A 19,878-nucleotide genomic window follows, 5' to 3' on the forward strand; every position below is an offset into this window, starting at 1 on the left:
GGGCGCGCGGTTTCGACACCGGGCTGAGGGCCGTCGTCGGTGGGACGATGTCCACGACCGATCGGAGACGACCGTGCGATTCCTGCTCATGGTGCAGAGCAACGCGACCTCGCTGGCACGCTGGGAGACCCTCAGCGACGAGGAACGCGCCGCGTTCGGAGCGGCCCACTACCGGCTGACCGACGAGCTGATGGAGTCCGGCCAGCTGGTGGTCTCGGGCGGGCTGATGGGCCCGGAGGCCGCGAGGCGGGTGACGGTGCGCGACGGCGAGATCACCGCGACCGACGGCCCGTTCGCCGAGATCAAGGAGCACCTCGCGGGCTTCTACCTCGTGGAGTGCGCCGACCTCGCCGAGGCCGAGGCGATCGCCGCGCGCATCCCCGACGCCGCGTTCAACCACGTCGAGGTCCGTCCGTTGTGGGATCCGAAGGCCTTCGGGCAGGGGGAGGACGCCACGTCGTGACCGCCGCGGTCGACGCGCTCCTGCGGGAACTCGCGCCGCGGGTGCTCGCCACGCTCGCGCGCGGCCACGAGGGCTTCGACCGGTGCGAGGACGCCGTCCAGGAGGCGCTGCTCGCGGCCGCCACCCAGTGGCCGGTCGAGGGCGTCCCCGACAACCCCGCCGGGTGGTTGGTGCGGGTGGCCTCGCGTCGGTGGATCGAGGGCCGTCGCCAGGACGACGCCCGCCGGCGCCGGGAGGACGCGGTCGCGGTCGCGGACCCGACCGGGGACGTCGTGGCCCCCAGCGCGCGCGACGACTCGCTGACGCTGCTGACCCTGTGCTGCCACCCGGCGCTGACGCAACCGGCGCAGGTGGCCCTGACCTTGCGGGCCGTGGGTGGGCTCACCACCGGCGAGATCGCGCGGGCCCTGCTGGTGCCGGAGGCGACGGTCGGGCAACGCATCAGCCGGGCGAAGGCCCGGATCCGCGCGAGCGGGCTCGGGTTCGCCCCGCCGAGCGCGGACGAACGGGACGCGCGCGTCGCGGCCGTCCTCCGCGTGCTGTACCTCGTGTTCACCGAGGGCCACACGGCCAGTAGCGGGGCGTCCCTGCACCGTGTCGACCTCGCCCGGGAGGCGATCCGGCTGACCCGGATGCTCCGCGCGGAGGTCCCGGAAGACGGCGAGGTCGCGGGGTTGCTCGCTCTGATGCTGCTCACCGACGCCCGCCGCGCGGCCCGCACCGACGCGCTCGGACGGCTGGTGCCCCTCGCCGCGCAGGACCGGAACCGGTGGGACCACGACCAGATCGCCGAGGGTGTCTCGCTGCTCGAAGCAACGTTGCCTGTTGCAACGATCGGTCCGTACCAGTTGCAGGCGGCGATCGCGGCGGTGCACGCCGAAGCGCGGACGGCCGCCGACACCGACTGGCGCGAGATCCTCGGCCTGTACGGCCACCTCGCCGCCGTCGCACCGGGTCCGATGGTGACGCTCAGCCACGTGGTCGCCCTGGCCGCGGTCGACGGCCCCACGATCGGGCTGCAGGCGCTGGCGGCGGCGACCGCGGCCGACCCGGTCCTCGCCCGCCACCACCGGGTCGACGCCGTCCGGGCGCACCTGCTGGCGGAGTCCGGGGACGCCGCTGCCGCCCGGGCCGCCTACACGCGCGCGGCGGCCGCGACCTCGAACCTCGCCGAGCGCGACCATCTGCTGACGCGCGCCCGTGATCTCGGGTGAACCCCGGGCGTCGGGCGGGTGCGCGGCGCGGGGCACCATGCAGGAGTGCTGCCTCCTCTCGCCGGGCCCCTCCACAACTGGGCCGGCAACGTCACGTTCACCCCGACGGAGCTGATCCGTCCGACCGAGGTCTCCGAGTTGCAGGAGCTGGTGGCGTCGAGCCGCCGCATCCGGGCGCTGGGTTCCGGACACTCGTTCAATCGGATCGTCGACACCGACGGCGTCCTCGTGGCCGTGCGTGACCTCGCCGGCGGGATCGAGATCGACGCCGAGACCGGTGCGGCGACGGTCCCGGCCGGGGCGACGTACGCCGTCGTCGGCGCCGCGCTGCAGGAGGCCGGGCGGGCCCTGCACAACACCGGGTCGCTGCCGCACATCGCCGTGGCCGGGGCGTGCGCCACCGGCACGCACGGTTCGGGCAACACCAACCGCAACCTGCCGACGGCCGTGAGCGCCGTGGAGTTCGTCGACGCCACCGGTGAACTCGTGACGCTCTCGCGCTCCGGGAACCCCGACGTCTTCGGCGGTGCCGTGCTCGCCCTCGGCGCGCTCGGCATCGTCACCCGCATCACGCTGGACACCCAGCCGACCTACGACGTGCGTCAGGACCTCTGGCAGGACGTCCCGTTCGAGCGGTTGCTCGCCGAGGTCGACGACGTGATGGCGAGCGCCTACAGCGTCAGCGTGTTCACCGACTGGAGCCGCCCCGACGTCGTCGACAAGGTGTGGACCAAGAGCCGGGTCGACGCCTTCACCGACCACCCCGACGACTGGCTGGGTGGACGCCGGGCCGCCGAGCCCCAGCACCCGATCGTCGGGGAGGACACCGCCGGCGCGACCGAGCAACTCGGCGTGCCGGGCCCGTGGAACGCGCGGCTGCCGCACTTCCGGATCGAGTTCACGCCCAGCAGTGGGGAGGAGATCCAGGCCGAGTACCTGCTCCCGCGTGAGCACACCGCCGCCGCCCTGGTCGCGCTGCGCGGGCTCGCCGACCGGTTCCCCGGCGTGCTGATGGTGTTCGAGCTGCGGACCATCGCCGCGGACGACCTGTGGTTGTCACCCAGCCACGGCCGCGACACCGTCGGCCTGCACTTCACGTGGGTCCGCGACATCGACCGGGTCCGTCCGGTGCTGGGCGCGATCGAGGCCGCGATCGCCGACCTGTCCCCGCGTCCGCACTGGGGCAAGGTCGCGACCATCCCCGACGACGTCGTCCGCGCGGCCTACCCGCGCCTCGCCGACTTCACCGCGCTGGTCGCGCGGTTCGACCCCGAGGACAAGTTCGGCAACGCGTTCACCGCGCGGTACCTGCAGCGCTGAGGCCGCCCGCTCAGACCGCGGTGTCGACGGGGTCGAGCGCGGCGGGAGGACGGCGGTGGCGGGTGCGGCGCGACCGGGTCAGGCCCTCGACGACCAGCACGACGAGTGCGATCCAGACCAGCCCGAACCCGACCAGGCGCAGTGTCGACAGCCGCTCACCGTCGATGACCACGCCGTAGAGGAACTGCAGCACCGGGGTCAGGTACTGCAGCAGCCCGACCGTCGAGAGCGGCAGCCGCTTGGCGGCCGCGCCGAAGCAGAGCAGCGGCACGCAGGTCACCAGACCCGCGGACGCCAACAGGGCGCTGTGGCCGAATCCGTCGGTGGTGAAGGTGGAACGTCCCAGGCACGCCATCACGACCAGCGTGGCCACGGCGAACGGGGTCAGCACCAGCGTCTCGACGGTCAGCGACTCGACGGCGTCGACGTCGGCCTGCTTCTTGGCCAGGCCGTACGTGCCGAAGGAGAACGCCAGCACCAGGGCGATCCACGGCAACGTGCCGTACCCGACGGTGAGGACGACGATCGCGGCCGACGCGATCGCGACCGCTACCCACTGCAACGGTCGCAGCCGTTCGCCGAGGACGACCACGCCGAGCAGGATCGTCACCAAGGGGTTGATGAAGTAGCCGAGCGAGGTCTCGACCACGCGGTGCTCGAAGACGCCCCAGATGTAGACACCCCAGTTGACCGCGATGAACGCGGCGCCGACCGAGAGCCACACCAGCTGCCGCCGGTTGCGCAGGACCGCCCGCACCGCCGCGCCGCGGTGGGTGACCACGACGACGACGAGCATCACGACCAGCGACCACACCACGCGGTGCGCCAGCACCTCGAGCGCGCTCGCCGGCCGCAGCAGCGGGAAGTACCCGGGGAACGAACCCCAGAGCAGGTAGGCGAGAACGCCGTAGAGCAGTCCGGCGCGGGCCGTCGATCCCGTGGGCCGGGACTCGTTCAGCCGACGGTCCAGGTGTCGTTGCCGCGCAGCAGCGCGTCGTAGTCGTCGTCGCTCGGCGGGTTGCCCTGTTGGACCGCGTCGATCTGGCCGACGAGCTGCTCGCCGTACGTCGGGCGGGAGACGTCGCGGAACACCCCCATCGGCGTGTACCGCGGCTCGCCCGACGTGAGCCGCGACAGCGCGAACGCCGCGGTGGGGTCGTCGGCGTGCGAGTCGTGGACGACCACACGCGGGTCGTCGTCGGCGACGCCTTCCTCGACGGTGAGCGAACCGTCGGGCCGGCGGACGACGGCCTTGTCGCCGTCGGCGCCGAACCGCACCGGGGCGCCGTCCTCCATCGGGACGATCCAGTCGGCCCGGGTGGCGGAGTCCTTCAGCAGGTCGAACGCGCCGTCGTTGAAGATGTTGCAGTTCTGGTAGATCTCCACCAGCGACGTGCCCTTGTGCTCGGCCGCGCGGCGCAGGACCGACTGCAGGTGCTTGCGGTCGGAGTCCAGCGTGCGCGCCACGAACGTCGCCTCGGCGCCGAGTGCGACCGACACGGGGTTGAAGGGCTGGTCCAGCGACCCGTAGGGGGTCGACTTGGTGACCTTGCCGATCTCCGACGTGGGGGAGTACTGCCCCTTGGTCAGACCGTAGATCTGGTTGTTGAACAACAGGATCGTCATGTCGACGTTGCGGCGCAGCGCGTGGATGAGGTGGTTGCCGCCGATCGACAGGGCGTCACCGTCGCCGGTGACGACCCAGACCGAGAGGTCCGGACGCGCCGAGGCGAGGCCCGTGGCGATCGCCGGGGCCCGACCGTGGATCGAGTGCATCCCGTAGGTGTTCATGTAGTACGGGAAGCGCGACGAGCAGCCGATGCCCGACACGAACACGATGTCGTGGCGGGGGATCTCCAGCTCGGGCATGAAGCCCTGCACGGCGGCGAGCACGGCGTAGTCACCGCACCCGGGGCACCAGCGGACCTCCTGGTCGGTCTTGAAGTCCTTGGCCTTGAGGCCGAGCGGCGCGCGGCCTGACCCGGCGTCGGTCGTCGAGAGGTCGGTCATCGGTCGATCACTCCCTGCAGTTGCTCGGCCAGTTCCGCAGCCTTGAACGGCATGCCACGGACCTGCGTGACGGAGATGGCGTCGACCAGGTAGCGGCCGCGGATGAGCAGCGCGAGCTGGCCCATGTTCATCTCCGGGATGACGACCCGCTCGTACCGGGCGAGGACCTCGCCCAGATCGGCGGGGAACGGGTTGAGGTTGCGCAGGTGGGCCTGCGCGATCGGCTGGCCCGCGCGGCGCACCCGGCGGACCGCGGCACCGATCGGGCCGAAGGTCGAACCCCAGCCGAGCACCAGTGTGGTGGCGGTGCCGTCGGGGTCCTCGACCCACGTGGGGTCGACGCGCACGCCGTCGACCTTGGCCTGGCGGGTCCGGACCATGAAGTCGTGGTTGTCGGGGTCGTACGAGATGTTGCCGGTGCGGTCGGCCTTCTCGATACCGCCGATGCGGTGCTCGAGGCCCGGTGTGCCCGGCACGGCCCACGGCCGCGCCAGGGTCTCGGTGTCGCGCAGGTAGGGCAGGAAGTTGCCCTCGTCGTCGGGGTCGTTCGGGCCGGTCGCGAACTGCGCTCCCGGCGAGAGGTCCGGCAGCGTCGCCATCGAGGGCAGCTGCCACGGCTCGGAGCCGTTGGCGAGGTAGCCGTCGGAGAGCAGGAACACCGGCGTGCGGTAGGTCGTCGCGATCCGGACGGCCTCCAGCGCGGCGTCGAAGCAGTCGCCGGGTGATCGCGGCGCGATCACCGGCACCGGCGCCTCGCCGTTGCGGCCGTACATCGCCTGCAGCAGGTCGCTCTGCTCGGTCTTGGTGGGCAGGCCGGTCGACGGCCCGCCGCGCTGGATGTCGACGATGACCAGCGGCAGTTCGAGGGAGACCGCGAGGCCGATGGTCTCGGACTTCAGCGCGATGCCGGGGCCCGAGCTCGTCGTGACGCCGAGCGCACCGCCGAAGCTCGCGCCCAGAGCGGCGCCGACACCGGCGATCTCGTCCTCGGCCTGGAAGGTCTTCACGCCGAGCTTCTTGTGCTTGGACAGCTCGTGCAGGATGTCCGACGCCGGGGTGATCGGGTAGGCGCCGAGGAACAGCGGGAGCTTCGCGAGGCGGGCCCCGACGATGAGCCCGTAGGCGAGCGCCGTGTTGCCGGTGATGTTGCGGTAGAGCCCCGCGGGCATGGCCGCCGGCTTGATCTCGTAGGAGACCGCGAACGCCTCGGTGGTCTCGCCGTAGTTCCAGCCGGCCTTGAACGCCAACTCGTTGGCCTGGGCGACCATCGGCTTGTTGCCGAACCGGCGGGCGAGGAACGCGAGCGTGCCCTCGGTCGGCCGGTGGTACATCCACGACAGCAGCCCCAGCGCGAACATGTTCTTCGACCGCGACGCCTCCTTGCGGCCCAGCTGCGACGACAGCTCGCCCGCGGCGAGGGCGTCGACGGTGAGCTGGGTGAGGTCGACGGCGTGGACCGTGAAGCCCTCGAGCCGGCCGTCCTCGAGCGGGTTGGTCGCCTGTCCGACCTTGGCGAGCGCCCGCTCGGTGAAGTCGTGGGTGTCGACGATGATCGTCGCGCCGCGGGGGAGGTCCGCGAGGTTGCTCATCAACGCGGCCGGGTTCATCGCCACCAGGACGTCGGGGCGGTCACCGGGGGTGAGGATGTCGTGGTCGGCGAAGTGCAGCTGGAACGACGACACCCCGGCCGCGGTGCCGGCAGGTGCCCGGATCTCGGCCGGGAAGTTGGGCAGCGTCGACAGGTCGTTGCCGAACGACGCGGTCTCCGCCGTGAACCGGTCACCGGTCAGCTGCATGCCGTCGCCGGAGTCGCCCGCGATGCGGATGACCACCCGGTCGAGGGTCTGGGTCGGGGCGGGCGCGTACGTGTCCATGGTTACCTCGATCTTAGGAGCAGGTGACGGTCGTGTTGTGTCTGGTGGCTCACCGGTCGCCGCGTCCACCCGGGCGGTCCCCGGCCGTCCTCGGCCGACTCCGGCTGTCTCGAGGCCGTCCGCCAGCCCTCTCCCGCCCCTCGCCGGTGGGTGTGGACCGGACGTACCGGACGTCTTCCTCTGTCCGGTCACTGCGGTGCAGGAAGTTGCGTCGTGGGATATCGCGACGAGTGCCCGGGAATGTCCGGAAATGCGGGGGGCCTGGCGCAAGACACCCGCAAGTTCTTGAGTTTACGGGCGGTCCCCGAGCTGCCACGTTGGGTAACACGACCCATGCCGGAGGACGGAGTGCTTCCTACGGTCGTCAAGGGTGGTCGCAGTCCGCGGTCACCGTGAATCGTGCAAGTCGACACGGGGGTGTGCTGTGCACGGAGACGTCGTCCTGCCGGCGTTCGAGATGGACTGCCGGGACTGGCTGGTCGCCACGCCCGACGAGGCCGGGCTGCCCGAGGAGGTCGAGGGTGCGCCGCTGCTCGCGGTGCTGTCGTCGGCCGTGGTCGACGAGGGTGACCTGCAGTCGGTGAGCGCCGTCATCACCGTGGGCCTGCTCGACGAGGACGCCCCGCTCGCGGTCCCGCTGCACGACGACTGCGTCGCCGCCGAGGTCGTCGACGGCTTCGGCGACCCCGAGGACGACGACGTCGCGGTCCGGTACATCGTCCCGGCCCCGGACGGTCAACTCGCGCTGCTCGCCGAGTTCTCGGTGCGCACCGGCGCCGGTGTCAGCACCGGTGGTCACGGCCGCGTGCCGACCGACCCCGAACTCTCGCGCCGCATCGAGGCGCTCATGTCGAGCTTCCGGTGGGCCGCCTGAGGCGCTCCACCTTGCGAACGCACCGACGGCCGCGACCCTGCTGGGGTCGCGGCCGTCGTCGTCTGCGGGTGAGCCCGGCTACCGGTAGTTCTCGAACTGCAGGGCGACGCCGAAGTCCTCGCCCTTGAGCATGGCGATGACCGCCTGCAGGTCGTCACGCTTCTTGCCGCTGACGCGCAACTGGTCGCCCTGGATCTGCGCCTGGACGCCCTTGGGGAAGTCGTCCCGGATCCTCTTGCCGATCTTCTTCGCGACCTCGGACTCGATGCCCTGCTTGATCGAGGCCCGCAGCACGTAGGACTTGCCCGACGAACTCGGGTCGCCGGCGTCGAGGGCCTTGAGCGAGATCGACCGCTTGACCAGCTTGTCCTTGAACACGTCGAGGGCGGCCCGCACCCGCTCCTCGGTGTCGGCGCGCAGGGTCACGGCGTCGTCGCCCGACCACTCGATCGTGGCGTTCGTGCCCCGGAAGTCGAAGCGCTGGTTCAACTCCTTCGCGGCCTGGTTGAGGGCGTTGTCGATCTCCTGGTGGTCGACCTTGCTCACGACGTCGAACGACGCGTCGGCCATGGCGGTGTGTCTCCTCGTGTCAGCGGAGCGGGGCGGTCGGGCACTGTCTCCGACACGCGCCAGCCGCTCCGGTAGAGTTCCCGACCGTTGTCACGGCGGGTTGCCCGAGTGGTCAAAGGGAACGGTCTGTAAAACCGTCGGCTCAGCCTACGTTGGTTCGAACCCAACACCCGCCACCCAGCACGACCGACGAGCCGCCTCCGCCACCGGGGGCGGCTCGAGTCGTCTGAGGGTCGCCGAGCGTGCGTCGGGCAGTGCGGAGTCCGTCTGGACAAGCAGAGCCCGGGCGCGACGCGCCAGTCGCCACGCCCGGCCGTGACCTGATCGTGACTTGCTGGGTTCGTGGGGAACGTGTGAAGATCACCCCGAAGCCTTGATGATCATCCCCCCGTGCGGTCGTCAAGGCTTTCTTCCTGCCCGGGCCCGGTCTGGTCCGCGCCGGGCCCGCGCCCGGCTCGGACCGGGTGCAACCCCTCGTGTGCGACGCGAGGTGGGGGCTCGTGTAGCCTCGTCGTTCGGCTCGACCGGAGAGATCCGGTTGCTGCTGCCGCCCCCTTAGCTCAGTCGGCAGAGCGTCTCCATGGTAAGGAGAAGGTCTACGGTTCGATTCCGTAAGGGGGCTCGACCCGCGTCGTGACCGAGGGCGCCGAGCGTGGCCCGCGAGGCCGTGGAATCGGTGCCTCGGGCCCGGCGTTGGCCATGGCGGGGTAGCTCAGTCTGGTAGAGCAAGCGGCTCATAATCGCTGTGTCGCCGGTTCAAGTCCGGCCCTCGCTACTGCCAGTCCCAGGACCGCAGGTTCCGACCCGCAGGTCCGTCCGTTCCAACGAGAGAGGGCCTCCCGTGGCCGCCACCGACGTCCGTCCGAAGATCACCCTGGCCTGCCAGGTGTGCAAGCACCGCAACTACATCACCAAGAAGAACCGCCGCAACGACCCCGACCGTCTCGAGCTGCAGAAGTTCTGCCCGAACTGCGGCAAGCACACCGAGCACCGCGAGACCCGCTGACCGCGGATCGCTGACGACGGAGCGGGCGCGGCGTGGCGCTGTCGGAGGAGTTCGTCGGCCGGACCTACCCGGCCGTCGGCTCCTACCAGGTCGGTCGCGAGAAGGTGCGCGAGTTCGCCACCGCCACCGGTGAGACCTCCCCGCTCTGCCACGACCTCGACGCCGCCCGCGCCGCGGGTCACCCCGACCTGGTCGCCCCGGTCACCTTCGGGATCGTGGTGACGACGCCCAGCGCCGCCCGCGTCATCGAGGACCCCGACCTCGGCCTCGACTGGTCGCGGGTGGTGCACGGCGAGCAGCGGTTCGAGTACTCGCGCCCGGTCCACGCCGGCGACGAGCTCGCGGCCACCGTCACGGTCGAGTCGATCTCCGCCATGGCGGGCAACGACCTCATCACCAGTCGCACCGACGTCACCGACGCCGCGGGTGCCCCCGTGTTCTCCGCCTGGTCGACCCTGGTCGCGCGGGGCACGGCGTGAGCGCGCCCGCCCTCTCGGACCTCGCGGTCGGCGACCCGCTGCCGTCGATCACCGTCACGCTGCACCGCGCGGACCTGGTCCGCTACGCCGGGGCGTCCGGCGACTTCAACGTCATCCACTGGAACGACCGCGTCGCCACCGAGGTCGGACTGCCGGGCGTCATCGCCCACGGCATGCTCACCATGGCCCACGCCGTCCGCGTCGTGACCGCCTGGGCGGGCGACCCCTCCCGGGTCGAGAGCTACGGCGTCCGCTTCACCCGCCCCGTGCCCGTGCCCGACGACGGCCCCGCGGGCGCCGACGGGGCGACCGTCGAGTTCGGCGGCAAGATCCGGTCGATCGACGGCGACCGCGTGACCGTCGACCTCGACGCCCGGTTCGACGGCAAGACCGTGCTCGCCAAGGCCCGTGCGGTCGTCCGGCTCGGCTGACGCCCGCCCGGGGCGCCGGGCGGCCCTCGCCGCGGCCGCCGCGGCCTGCCTGCTCGCGGGCTGCACCGCGACCGTCGACGGTTCCGGGAGCGCCCGGCGCACCGCGGGTCCCGCGGCCTCGGGCGCGCCCACCGACCCGTCGTCGGCTGCGCCGTCCTCGCCGTCGGCCACCACCTCGCCGCAACCCGCGAACGGGTGCGCCACCTACACCGCACCCGACCCGGACCGCCCGGTCCTCGACCTGAAATACGTGTTGGCGGCCGACCACGCGAGCGTCGAGGGCGTCGAGACCATCGCGTTCACCCCCGACGCGCAGATCGACCGACTGGTCTTCCGCCTGACCGCGAACACCGCACCGTCGGTCCAGGAGGGCAACCGCATCCAGGTCACGGCGGCCGAGGCCGACCACGGCGGCGGCGCCGCCACCTACGAGCGGGCGGGGGCCGACCCGGACACGCAGGGCGGCCTGCTCACGATCCCCTTCGCCGACCCCGTCGCCGCGGGCACCACGGTCACCGCGCGGATCTCGTTCACGACCACCCTCGGGCAGGGCTCGTTCGACCGTTTCGGTCGGCAGGAGGGCTTCGCGTGGTGGGCCTCGGCGCACCCGTTGCTCGCCTGGGAGCGGGGGTACGGCTGGCACGACGAGCCGCTGATCCAGTTCACCGCCGAGAGCGCCACGAGCGAGGCGATGGACACCACGCTCACCGTCACCGCGCCGGCGGCCGACGTCGTGATCATGAGCGGCAACCCCACGACGTCCAGCGGATCGGGCTCGACGCGCACCTGGTCGGCCCAGCTCGACGCCGCCCGGGACGTCTCGGTCGCGGCCGGACCGTTCGAGACCGCGGACGCCACGGTCGACATCGGCGGCGGCCGCTCGGTCGCACTGCGGATCGGCGCCCCGAGCTCGGCCCTGGTGTCGGAGCTGCAGCCGGAGTTCGAGCGGGCCCTGACCGGGTTGTCACGACAGTTCGGCCCGTTCCCGTTCCCGTCGCTGGCCGTCGCCCGGCTGCCGGCGTCAGGCGGCGGCATCGAGTACCCCGGCGCGATCCTCATGCTGGACGGTTCGCGGCTGGTCGCGGTGCACGAGACCGCCCACCAGTGGTTCTACGCGATGGTCGGCAACTCGCAGGCCCAGCACGCGTGGCTGGACGAGGCGTTCGCGAGCTTCGGGGAGCAGGTCCTCGACTCCGACCCGCCACCTCCGGCGATCCTCACGACCGACGACACCCCGGTCGACAAGCCCACCGCCGACTACGGCGACGACGTCAGCGGCTACTACTCGACCACGTACGACAAGGGCTCGGCCGCCCTGTTCGCCGCCCGCGCCGCCGCCGGTGCGCCGGCGTTCGACGCCGCGATCCAGTGCTACGTCGCGGAGAACGCGTGGACGGTCGCCGACCCCGCCGACCTGCAGAAGGCGCTCGCCGACCTCCCGGCCGCCGTCCGGGTGCTGCAGCAGGCCGGAGCCCTCGCGCGCTGATCCGGCGAGTGGTCACCTCTCCCGTCGAGTGGTCGGAAATTTCCGCCCACTCGGCGCAGGAGGTGCCCACTCACCAGTTCCCCCCGGACGCGGGGGGTGAGCCCGGCCGTGGGCCTCAGCTCTCGGCGACCAGCTTCTGGAACCGGCTGATGCCCTCGACCAGGTCGTCGTCGGACAGCGCGTAGGAGACCCGCAGGTAGCCCGGGGTGCCGAAGGCCTCGCCCGGGACGAACGCGACCTCGGCCTCGTCGAGGACGATCTCCGAGAGCTCGAGGGTGTTGGAGGCGACCCGGCCCCGCAGCGGCCGGCCGTAGAGGCCCTTCACCTGGGGGTAGGCGTAGAACGCGCCCTCGGGTGTCGGGCAGGTGACGCCGGGGATCTCGTTGAGCATCGAGGTGACCAGTCCGCGGCGCCGCTCGTAGGTGCGCTTCATCTCGGCCACGGCCGACAGGTCGCCGCGGACCGCGGCGAGCGCGGCCGCCTGCGACACGTTGGCGACGTTGGAGGTCGCGTGCGACTGCAGGTTCGACATCGCCTTGACGACGTCGAGCGGAGCGATGGCCCACCCCACGCGCCAGCCGGTCATGGCGTAGGTCTTCGCGACGCCGTTGAGCACGACGATGCGGTCGGCGAGCTCCGGGACGACCGTGGCCATCGAGACGTGCACGGCGTCGCCGTAGACCAGGTGCTCGTAGATCTCGTCGGTGACGACCCAGAGGCCGTGGGCGTCGGCCCACTTCCCGATCGCCTCGACCTGCTCGGGCGGGTAGACGGCGCCGGTGGGGTTGCTCGGCGAGACGAACAGCAGCACCTTGGTGCGCTCGGTGCGGGCCGCCTCGAGCTGGTCGATGGTGCCCCGGTAGCCGGTGGTCTCGTCGGTCTCGACCGGCACGGTGACGCCGCCGGCGAGGGCGATGGCCTCGGGGTAGGTGGTCCAGTACGGCGCCGGGACGATGACCTCGTCGCCCGGGTCGAGCAGCGCCGCGAAGGTGTTGTAGACGGCCTGCTTGCCGCCGTTGGTGACCAGCACCTGCGCCGAGCCGACCTCGAAGCCGGAGTCGCGGGCGGTCTTCTCGGCGATGGCCTCCCGCAGCTCGGGCAGGCCCGGGACGGGGGAGTAGTGGTGGAAGCGGGGGTCGCGGCAGGCAGCGACGGCGGCCTCGACGATGTAGTCGGGGGTCGCGAAGTCGGGCTCGCCCGCGCCGAACCCGATGACCGGGCGCCCGGCGGCCTTGAGGGCCTTGGCCTTGGCGTCGACCGCGAGGGTCGCGGACTCGGCGATCGCGCCGACGCGGGCTGACACGCGACGGCTGGGGCGGGCACTCTCGGAGGCGGCAGGACTCGCGGACATGGCTCCCATGGTCCCAGACCCCGATGGTCGGACCGGGGTGGGCCAGGGTGGGGACGCGGCCGGTGGCTCGGGGGTGTCCGGAACCCGTACACTGTGGGGCGGAGTCCTGGTGGCTCTGCGTCAGCATGCGCTCGCCGCCAGGGTGACCCGGTGGTGGACGGGGCTCGGCGCGCGCCGAAGGGGCGTGGCTCAAGTGGTAGAGCACCGGTCTCCAAAACCGGCGGTTGCAGGTTCGAGTCCTGTCGCCCCTGCGTAGTCAGCAGTCGTCACGGTTCGTCAGCAGGTCCGTTCGTCCACGCGTCGGATCCGACCACGAGGGTCGGATCACGGAGAGGAGTCACGCGGTGCCCACCGCCTCATCCGGTCTTCCCGACCGCTCCGGCTCCGACAAGGGCCGCAAAGCCCGGCTGTCCAAGGACGACGACCGGCTGCTGTCCGACGGCGCCCTCCCCGAGGACGAGGTGGACGTCGACGAGACCGACGACGACCTCGTCGACGACGACCTGGCCGCCGAGGACTCCTCGGAGCTCGACGAGGCCGACCGCGACGAGGACGACGAGGACGAGGACGACCGCGAGGCGTCCGGCACCACGCTGACCAAGAAGCGCACCGCGAAGGCGGGCGGTGGCACCGCGACCAAGGCCCGCCCCAGCACCCGCGCGCGGCGGCCGAAGGACCAGCGGACCGGCAACCCGTTCGCGGCGCTGCTGCGGTTCGTCCGCGAGGTCGTCGCCGAGGTGCGCAAGGTGCTGTGGCCGACCCGCCGCGAGCTCATCGTCTACACGGTCGCCGTGATCATCTTCGTGGCCGTCCTGATCTCGATCGTCGGAGGACTCGACTTCGGCTTCGCCAAGCTCGTCCTCCTGGTCTTCGGGGAGTAGCGACGCTCCCGTCGCCGCTCCCACCCGCACCCGACGCAAGGAATCGAAACTCCACTCGTGTCTGACTTCGACAACAACAACCCGTTCGCCACCGCCGAGCAGAACCGCAGCGCGGCCGCGCGCGAGGCCTCGGCGCTGCTCGAGGCGAACTCGTCCGAGCTGCCGCCGGTCGACGAGCCCGCGAGCGACCTCACCGGCGCCGAGAGCGAGGACGTCGACGCGACCGACGACGTCGACCTCGGTGGCCCCGCCGACGAGGACGAGACGCCGGACGAGGACGACACCGACGCCGCGGCCGTGACCGCGACGGAGGAGGCCGACCAGGGCGAGGAAGAGGACCCGGTCGAGGTCCTGCGGCGCGAGCTGCGCACGGCGTTCGGTGACTGGTACGTCGTGCACTCGTACGCGGGCTACGAGAACAAGGTCAAGACGAACCTCGAGAGCCGGATCGTCTCCCTCGACATGGAGGACTACATCTTCCAGATCGAGGTCCCGACCGAAGAGGTCGTCGAGATCAAGAACGGCAAGCGCCAGCAGGTGCAGCGCAAGGTCTTCCCGGGCTACATCCTGGTGCGGATGGACCTCAACGACGAGTCGTGGGGCGCCGTCCGGAACACCCCGGGCGTCACCGGCTTCGTCGGCGCGACCTCGCGGCCCTCACCCCTGACCATCGACGAGGTCGTCAAGATCCTCGCGCCGGCCTCCCAGAAGGCCGAGCGGGTCGCCACCGGCGGCAAGGCCGCCGAGGCGGGCGCGCCGGTCGTCGAGGTCGAGTACACGGTCGGCGAGTCGGTCACCGTCATGGACGGCCCGTTCGCCACCCTGCCCGCCACCATCAGCGAGATCGACCCGCTGCACCAGAAGCTGCAGGTGCTGGTGTCGATCTTCGGCCGCGAGACGCCGGTCGAGCTGTCGTTCAACCAGGTCTCCAAGCTCTGACCGTCCGCCCGTCGTCCCGGTAGAAACCGCAACCCAGAAGAAGAAGAGTCATGCCTCCCAAGAAGAAGCTCACCGCCGTCATCAAGCTCCAGATCAAGGCGGGCGCGGCGAACCCGGCGCCGCCGGTCGGCCCCGCGCTCGGACAGCACGGCGTCAACATCATGGAGTTCTGCAAGGCCTACAACGCGGCCACCGAGTCCCAGCGCGGCCAGATCGTGCCCGTCGAGATCTCGGTGTACGAGGACCGCAGCTTCACCTTCGTCACCAAGACCCCGCCGGCCGCGCGCCTGCTGCTCGCCGCCGCGGGTGTCGACAAGGGCAGCGGCGAGCCGCACACCAAGAAGGTCGCCACGGTCACCATGGCCCAGGTCCGCGAGATCGCGCAGACCAAGATGGAGGACCTCAACGCCAACGACATCGACCAGGCCGCGAAGATCATCGCCGGCACCGCCCGGTCGATGGGCATCACCGTCTCCGGCTGAGTCCGGTCACGTCTGACCGTCGCACGAGGCGGTGGTCAGTGGGAGGTCGCCCGCACCCGGTGGGCGGCCGTCAACACCACAGGACCCAGGGATCCCCTGGAAGAGAGGCAGTCGCACCATGAGTTCCAAGGCCTACCGCAAGGCCGCCGAGTCGATCGACCCGGCGAAGGTCTACACCCCGCTCGAGGCGGCCACGCTCGCCACCGAGACCTCGACCACCAAGTTCGACAGCACCGTCGAGGTCGCGATGCGCCTCGGCGTCGACCCCCGCAAGGCCGACCAGATGGTCCGCGGCACGGTCTCGCTGCCCAACGGCACCGGCAAGACGCTGCGCGTCATCGTGTTCGCCACGGGTGACAACGCCGCCGCCGCCGAGGCCGCCGGAGCCGACCGCGTCGGCAGCGACGACCTCATCGCCGACATCACCGGCGGGTTCCTCGACTTCGACGCCGCGATCGCCACCCCGGACCAGATGGCCAAGGTCGGCCGGGTCGCCCGCATCCTCGGCCCGCGTGGCCTGATGCCGAACCCCAAGACCGGCACCGTCACCCCGGACGTCGCCAAGGCCGTCACGGACATCAAGGGCGGCAAGATCAGCTTCCGCGTCGACAAGCAGGCCAACCTGCACATGATCATCGGCAAGGCGTCGTTCTCGCCGCAGCAGTTGGTCGAGAACTACGCGGCCGCCCTCGACGAGGTGCTGCGCTCCAAGCCGTCCGCGGCGAAGGGCCGGTACCTCAAGAAGGTCGTCTTCTCGACGACCATGGGCCCCGGCATCCCGGTCGACGTCAACCGCGTCAAGAACCTCACCGAGGACGCGCCGGTCGCCTGATCCGCCTCCGCTCGACTGCGAGCCCCGATCCGCCACCTCGGATCGGGGCTCGCGTCGTCCCGGGGGACATTCCGCCGGGAACCGGTCGTTGACGAACCGGCACCTGAGGGTTTCTGATGAGCTTCCCTCCCACCGCGTCAACGTCGAGGTCTGCCCATGCTCCGCGCACCGTCGCGCTCCGCCCTGCCCGCCCTGCTCACCACGGCCACGGCCGTCACCGCGCTCGTGGCGGCCACCCTCGTCGGTGCCGCCCCGGCCTCCGCGGCGGAGGCCACGGACGGCCCCGGCGCCCTCTCGCACTTCGACCAGTCGCGCAAGGACTGTGTCGGCACCTCGCGCACCACGACGTCGAAGATCTGGTTCACGGTCGCCGACGGCGTGCTCTCCGACGTCTACGCACCAACCGTCGACACCACGAACGTCGAGACCATGCAGTACCTGGTCACCGACGGCAGCACCTTCACCGATCTGCAGCAACGCGACACCACCTACACGGTGAGCTCCGACGCCACCGGCATGTCGTGCACCGTGGTCGCGACCGCCAAGAGCGGTGCGTACCGGATCACGACGACCTACTTCACCGACCCCGACCGCGCCAGCGTGGTGTCCCGGGTGCGGTACCAGGCCCTGAAGCCCAAGGCGGCGGCCTACAAGCTGTACGTGCGCCTCGACGCGACAGCCGGTGGCAACGGCGGTGGCGGGACCGGCAACGGCGGCAAGGACTCCGCCCTCGTCGACGCCTCCGGTGTCCCGGTCACCTACGACACCGTGACCGCGACGAACGCGGCCAACCGCGACTACGCCCAGCCCACCTACGTCGCCCTGGCCGGCGACCGCACCTTCGGCGCCGTGAGCAGCGGGTTCGTCGGCACCGCGAGCGACGGCCTCACCCAGCTCGACACCGCCCACCAGCTGACGCCGGTCACCGACACCGCGAACGGCGGCAACGTCGAGCAGACCGCGGCGGTCACCCTGGACGACCAGGGCGACAGCACGCTCACCGTCGCCGTCGCGGCCACGCAGGCCCGCGCCGTCGCCACGGCGCGCACCAGCGCGCGGGCCGACACCGCGGCGATGTTGCAGCGCTACGTGCAGGGCTGGACCGACTACGACCAGGTGACGCTGAACCCGCCGTCGTACCACCTGCCCGGTCTGAACCTCACCGACTCCCTCGCCGCGGCGCGGCGGTACTTCATCGCCGCGAACGTCGTGAAGGCCAGCGAGGACAAGACCTTCCCGGGCGCGATCGTGGCGGGCCTCGGCAGCCCGTGGGGGCAGGCCGTCTCGGCGGGCGACCCCGCGAACACCTACTTCGGGTCCTACCGCGAGGTGTTCGCCCGCGACCTGTACCAGACCTGGTCGGCGCTCTACACCGCCGGCGACCTCGCCACCGCCCGCGACACCGTCCGGTTCCTCTTCCTGCGCCAGCAGCAGGCCGACGGCTCGTTCCCCCGCAACTCCCTGCTCAACGGCAAGACCGCGCCGGACTCCTTCAACGTGCAACCCGACGAGGTCGCGTTCCCGATCCTCATGGCCCAGCAGTCCGGCCTCGGCGGCGACAAGACCCTGTGGCCGCACGTGCGGGCCGCCGCCGACTACCTCGTCGCGCACGGTCCGGCGTTCGGTGTCGAACGGTGGGAGGAGCAGAGCGGCTACTCACCGTCGACCATCGCCGCGGAGATCGCCGGGCTGGTCGCCGCCGGCACCATCGCCGCGCAGCAGGGTGACGCCGCGTCGTCGCGCGTCTTCCTCGCGACCGCCGACACCTACCAGCGCTCCGTCCAGGGTTGGGCGGTGACGACGAACGGGCCGCTGTCGAAGAAGCCGTACTTCATCCGGCTGTCGAAGACCGGCGACCCGAACGCCGCGATCAGCTACAACGTGGGCAACGGTGGGCCGACCCTCGACCAGCGCGAGGTCGTCGACGCAGGTTTCCTCGACCTGGTGCGGCTCGGCGCGATGTCGCCGAGCGACCCGGTGCTGGCCAACTCCCTGGAGGTGGTCGACGCGACCATCAAGCGCTCGACCAGGACCGGCCCCGGCTGGCTGCGGTACAACGGCGACGGCTACGGCGACTGCATCCCACGGCCCGACCCGAACCCGCAGGCCGAGTGCTCCGTCCTCGGTGCGCCGTGGGCTCCGAGCGACAAGGGGACCGGCGGCATCTGGCCGGTGCTGGCCTCCGAGCGGGGCGAGTACAGCCTGCTGACCGGCGACGCGGCGGCCGGCGGGGTACTGGCCAAGGCGATCGTGGCGCAGTCCGCGGGCGTCGGGCTCGTGCCCGAGCAGGCGTGGACCGGCCCGGCCGTGCCCCGCGCGCCGTACGGCAGCGACCCCACGACCGCCTCGATCGGGTTCGTCAACGGCAAGCCGAACGGCTCGACCGCTCCACTGACCTGGGGGGTGTCGTCGCTGGTCCGGCTGGTCGCCGACCTCACCGCCGGCGAGGCGCTGGAGAAGCCCACGGTGACCACGGCCCGCTACGTCGACCGCCAGCAGGCGTCGACCACGCTGACCGTGACCTCGCCCGCCGACCAGTCGCCCGGCACCGGCACGATCCGGGTCACAGGCACGGCCGTGCCGGGGGCGAAGGTCGACGTCGCCCGGGTCGCGACCGACCGCAACGGCGTCACCACGATCGCGACGACGAAGGTCGGTGCCCAGGGCCGCTTCTCGGTGCCGGTGACCCTCGCGCCGGGGTCGAACGCGCTGGTCGTGACCTCCACCGCGCCGGACGGCGGTACCGCCTCGCAGCTGCGGACGGTGTTCGCCGACGTCGTCGACGGCACGCTGGTGTACCAGACGTCGGACCCGACCGGTGACGACAACGGCCCGGGCACGTACCAGTACCCGACGGCCGGTGACTTCCACGCCGGCGCCTACGACCTGACGAACTTCCAGGTCTACGACAGCGGCGACACCGTGACCTTCCGGGTGCAGACCCGCGACCTCACCCCGACGTTCGGTTCGGCGCTCGGGGCGCAGTTGGTCGACCTGTACGTCACCCAGCCGGGCGTCACCCCGACCTCGAGCGCCGCGTCCTTCGCGCAGCGCAACCACACCGTCGACCCGGCGTGGACGCAGCTGATCGAGGCGCAGGGCTTCGGACAGCGCTTCGTCGACGCGGCGGGCACGACCCTGGGCTCGCTCACGATCACCGGCAACCAGATCAGCCGGTACATCACGATCGTGGCGCCGAAGTCGGCTTTCGGAGGTGCGACGCCGGGCTCGGGCTGGTCGTTCTCGGTGACCCTCACCGGGCAGGACGGCTTCAGCCCCGACAACGCCCGCGGCTTCCAGTCGACCCCGGGGGCCTACCAGTTCGGCGTCTGCGCCGCGGGTGACACCTCACCGATCTGCGCGGTCGACCCCTCGACCGTGCCGAAGGTGATGGACACCATCCCGCCGGCCGGGGTCTCCCAGGCGGCGGAGCTCGACCCGACCGCGGGTCCGGTCGTCGTCCACGGGTTCACCCTCCCGTAGCGCGGTCGCCCACGCCCGGTCGAGTGGCGCGGGAACGGACAGCTCGCCTTGCGAGGTCGGGCGAGTGGGCACCTTCCCCGTCGAGTGGTCATTCATTCTTGACCATTCGCGGGAGGAGGTGCCCACTCGCTTGTCCGGAACTGTTCGCGTGCCGTTGGTTGCGTAGTACCGCGCGATGCGCTG

18 protein-coding genes and 4 tRNA genes are annotated in these 19,878 nt (G+C 71.6%); 17 read left to right on the top strand and 5 right to left on the bottom strand.

Annotated elements, in window-relative coordinates; genetic code table 11:
• Nucleotides 1-73: 73 nt before the first annotated feature.
• From ACXR2U_RS10590 to ACXR2U_RS10600, 3 genes are read left to right on the top strand one after another with little or no spacing between them, the layout of a single operon-like run.
• Nucleotides 74-463, top strand: a complete 390-nt coding sequence (locus tag ACXR2U_RS10590; RefSeq protein ID WP_458824978.1) for a YciI family protein — start codon at nt 74-76, stop codon at nt 461-463.
• Nucleotides 460-1,677 carry an RNA polymerase sigma factor gene (locus ACXR2U_RS10595; RefSeq protein WP_458824979.1) on the top strand — a complete coding sequence of 406 codons (1,218 nt, stop codon included), beginning with the start codon at nt 460-462 and terminating at the stop codon, nt 1,675-1,677. Before ACXR2U_RS10590 ends, ACXR2U_RS10595 begins: the two co-directional genes overlap by 4 nt.
• Nucleotides 1,678-1,722: 45 nt before the next feature.
• Nucleotides 1,723-2,997: an FAD-binding protein gene (locus ACXR2U_RS10600; protein WP_458824980.1), complete on the top strand. Its 1,275-nt coding sequence runs from the start codon at nt 1,723-1,725 to the stop codon at nt 2,995-2,997.
• Nucleotides 2,998-3,007: 10 nt separating this feature from the next.
• Here the strand turns inward: ACXR2U_RS10600 and rarD are convergent, their stop codons facing one another.
• From rarD to ACXR2U_RS10615, 3 genes are read right to left on the bottom strand one after another with little or no spacing between them, the layout of a single operon-like run.
• Nucleotides 3,008-3,967 carry an EamA family transporter RarD gene (gene rarD / locus ACXR2U_RS10605; protein WP_458825021.1) on the bottom strand — a complete coding sequence of 320 codons (960 nt, stop codon included), beginning with the start codon at nt 3,965-3,967 and terminating at the stop codon, nt 3,008-3,010.
• Nucleotides 3,952-5,007: a 2-oxoacid:ferredoxin oxidoreductase subunit beta gene (locus ACXR2U_RS10610; RefSeq protein WP_458824981.1), complete on the bottom strand. Its 1,056-nt coding sequence runs from the start codon at nt 5,005-5,007 to the stop codon at nt 3,952-3,954. The genes rarD and ACXR2U_RS10610 overlap by 16 nt, the downstream gene beginning before the upstream one ends.
• The gene (locus ACXR2U_RS10615; RefSeq protein ID WP_458824982.1) at nt 5,004-6,881 is read right to left on the bottom strand and encodes a 2-oxoacid:acceptor oxidoreductase subunit alpha; all 1,878 of its coding nucleotides are present in this window, start codon (nt 6,879-6,881) and stop codon (nt 5,004-5,006) included. The genes ACXR2U_RS10610 and ACXR2U_RS10615 overlap by 4 nt, the downstream gene beginning before the upstream one ends.
• Before the next feature lie 424 nt (nt 6,882-7,305).
• Here ACXR2U_RS10615 and ACXR2U_RS10620 point away from each other — a divergent pair, with 424 nt between their 5' ends.
• Nucleotides 7,306-7,755, top strand: coding sequence for a hypothetical protein (locus tag ACXR2U_RS10620; RefSeq protein ID WP_458824983.1), 450 nt, complete (start codon nt 7,306-7,308; stop codon nt 7,753-7,755).
• 78 nt (nt 7,756-7,833) lie between these two features.
• On the opposite strand, the gene ACXR2U_RS10625 is transcribed toward ACXR2U_RS10620, so the two are convergent.
• Nucleotides 7,834-8,325, bottom strand: a complete 492-nt coding sequence (locus ACXR2U_RS10625; protein WP_458824984.1) for a YajQ family cyclic di-GMP-binding protein — start codon at nt 8,323-8,325, stop codon at nt 7,834-7,836.
• A 94-nt stretch (nt 8,326-8,419) separates the two neighbouring features.
• Here ACXR2U_RS10625 and ACXR2U_RS10630 point away from each other — a divergent pair.
• The 7 genes from ACXR2U_RS10630 to ACXR2U_RS10660 all read left to right on the top strand — a co-directional run bounded on the left by ACXR2U_RS10630 (nt 8,420) and on the right by ACXR2U_RS10660 (nt 11,727).
• Nucleotides 8,420-8,501 (top strand) — tRNA-Tyr (locus ACXR2U_RS10630).
• Between the two features lie 373 nt (nt 8,502-8,874).
• Nucleotides 8,875-8,947: transfer RNA gene (locus ACXR2U_RS10635), tRNA-Thr, on the top strand.
• 79 nt (nt 8,948-9,026) lie between these two features.
• A tRNA-Met gene (locus ACXR2U_RS10640) sits at nt 9,027-9,100 on the top strand.
• A gap of 66 nt (nt 9,101-9,166) precedes the next feature.
• Nucleotides 9,167-9,331, top strand: a complete 165-nt coding sequence (gene rpmG, locus ACXR2U_RS10645) for a 50S ribosomal protein L33 (protein WP_458824985.1) — start codon at nt 9,167-9,169, stop codon at nt 9,329-9,331.
• 32 nt (nt 9,332-9,363) lie between these two features.
• Nucleotides 9,364-9,810, top strand: a complete 447-nt coding sequence (locus ACXR2U_RS10650; RefSeq protein WP_458824986.1) for an FAS1-like dehydratase domain-containing protein — start codon at nt 9,364-9,366, stop codon at nt 9,808-9,810.
• Nucleotides 9,807-10,241: a MaoC/PaaZ C-terminal domain-containing protein gene (locus ACXR2U_RS10655; RefSeq protein WP_458824987.1), complete on the top strand. Its 435-nt coding sequence runs from the start codon at nt 9,807-9,809 to the stop codon at nt 10,239-10,241. The genes ACXR2U_RS10650 and ACXR2U_RS10655 overlap by 4 nt, the downstream gene beginning before the upstream one ends.
• Nucleotides 10,219-11,727, top strand: coding sequence for a M1 family aminopeptidase (locus ACXR2U_RS10660; protein ID WP_458824988.1), 1,509 nt, complete (start codon nt 10,219-10,221; stop codon nt 11,725-11,727). Before ACXR2U_RS10655 ends, ACXR2U_RS10660 begins: the two co-directional genes overlap by 23 nt.
• 115 nt (nt 11,728-11,842) lie before the next feature.
• On the opposite strand, the gene ACXR2U_RS10665 is transcribed toward ACXR2U_RS10660, so the two are convergent.
• A complete protein-coding gene (locus ACXR2U_RS10665) occupies nt 11,843-13,087 on the bottom strand; it encodes a pyridoxal phosphate-dependent aminotransferase (RefSeq protein ID WP_458824989.1) in 1,245 nt (414 codons plus the stop codon).
• Between the two features lie 169 nt (nt 13,088-13,256).
• Between ACXR2U_RS10665 and ACXR2U_RS10670 the strand changes: the two genes are divergently transcribed.
• The 6 genes from ACXR2U_RS10670 (at nt 13,257) to ACXR2U_RS10695 (ending at nt 19,695) form a co-directional block, all read left to right on the top strand.
• Nucleotides 13,257-13,329 (top strand) — tRNA-Trp (locus ACXR2U_RS10670).
• Between the two features lie 93 nt (nt 13,330-13,422).
• Nucleotides 13,423-13,959, top strand: coding sequence for a preprotein translocase subunit SecE (gene secE / locus ACXR2U_RS10675; RefSeq protein WP_458824990.1), 537 nt, complete (start codon nt 13,423-13,425; stop codon nt 13,957-13,959).
• Between the two features lie 57 nt (nt 13,960-14,016).
• Nucleotides 14,017-14,898: a transcription termination/antitermination protein NusG gene (gene nusG, locus ACXR2U_RS10680; RefSeq protein WP_458824991.1), complete on the top strand. Its 882-nt coding sequence runs from the start codon at nt 14,017-14,019 to the stop codon at nt 14,896-14,898.
• 50 nt (nt 14,899-14,948) lie between these two features.
• Nucleotides 14,949-15,380, top strand: coding sequence for a 50S ribosomal protein L11 (rplK, locus tag ACXR2U_RS10685; RefSeq protein WP_458824992.1), 432 nt, complete (start codon nt 14,949-14,951; stop codon nt 15,378-15,380).
• A gap of 118 nt (nt 15,381-15,498) precedes the next feature.
• Nucleotides 15,499-16,212, top strand: coding sequence for a 50S ribosomal protein L1 (rplA, locus tag ACXR2U_RS10690; protein WP_458824993.1), 714 nt, complete (start codon nt 15,499-15,501; stop codon nt 16,210-16,212).
• A gap of 156 nt (nt 16,213-16,368) precedes the next feature.
• Nucleotides 16,369-19,695 (top strand): glucodextranase DOMON-like domain-containing protein, encoded by a 3,327-nt coding sequence (locus tag ACXR2U_RS10695; protein WP_458824994.1) that lies wholly within the window; start codon nt 16,369-16,371, stop codon nt 19,693-19,695.
• Nucleotides 19,696-19,878 lie beyond the last annotated feature (183 nt).

Source organism: Jatrophihabitans sp. YIM 134969 (genome assembly GCF_054456675.1).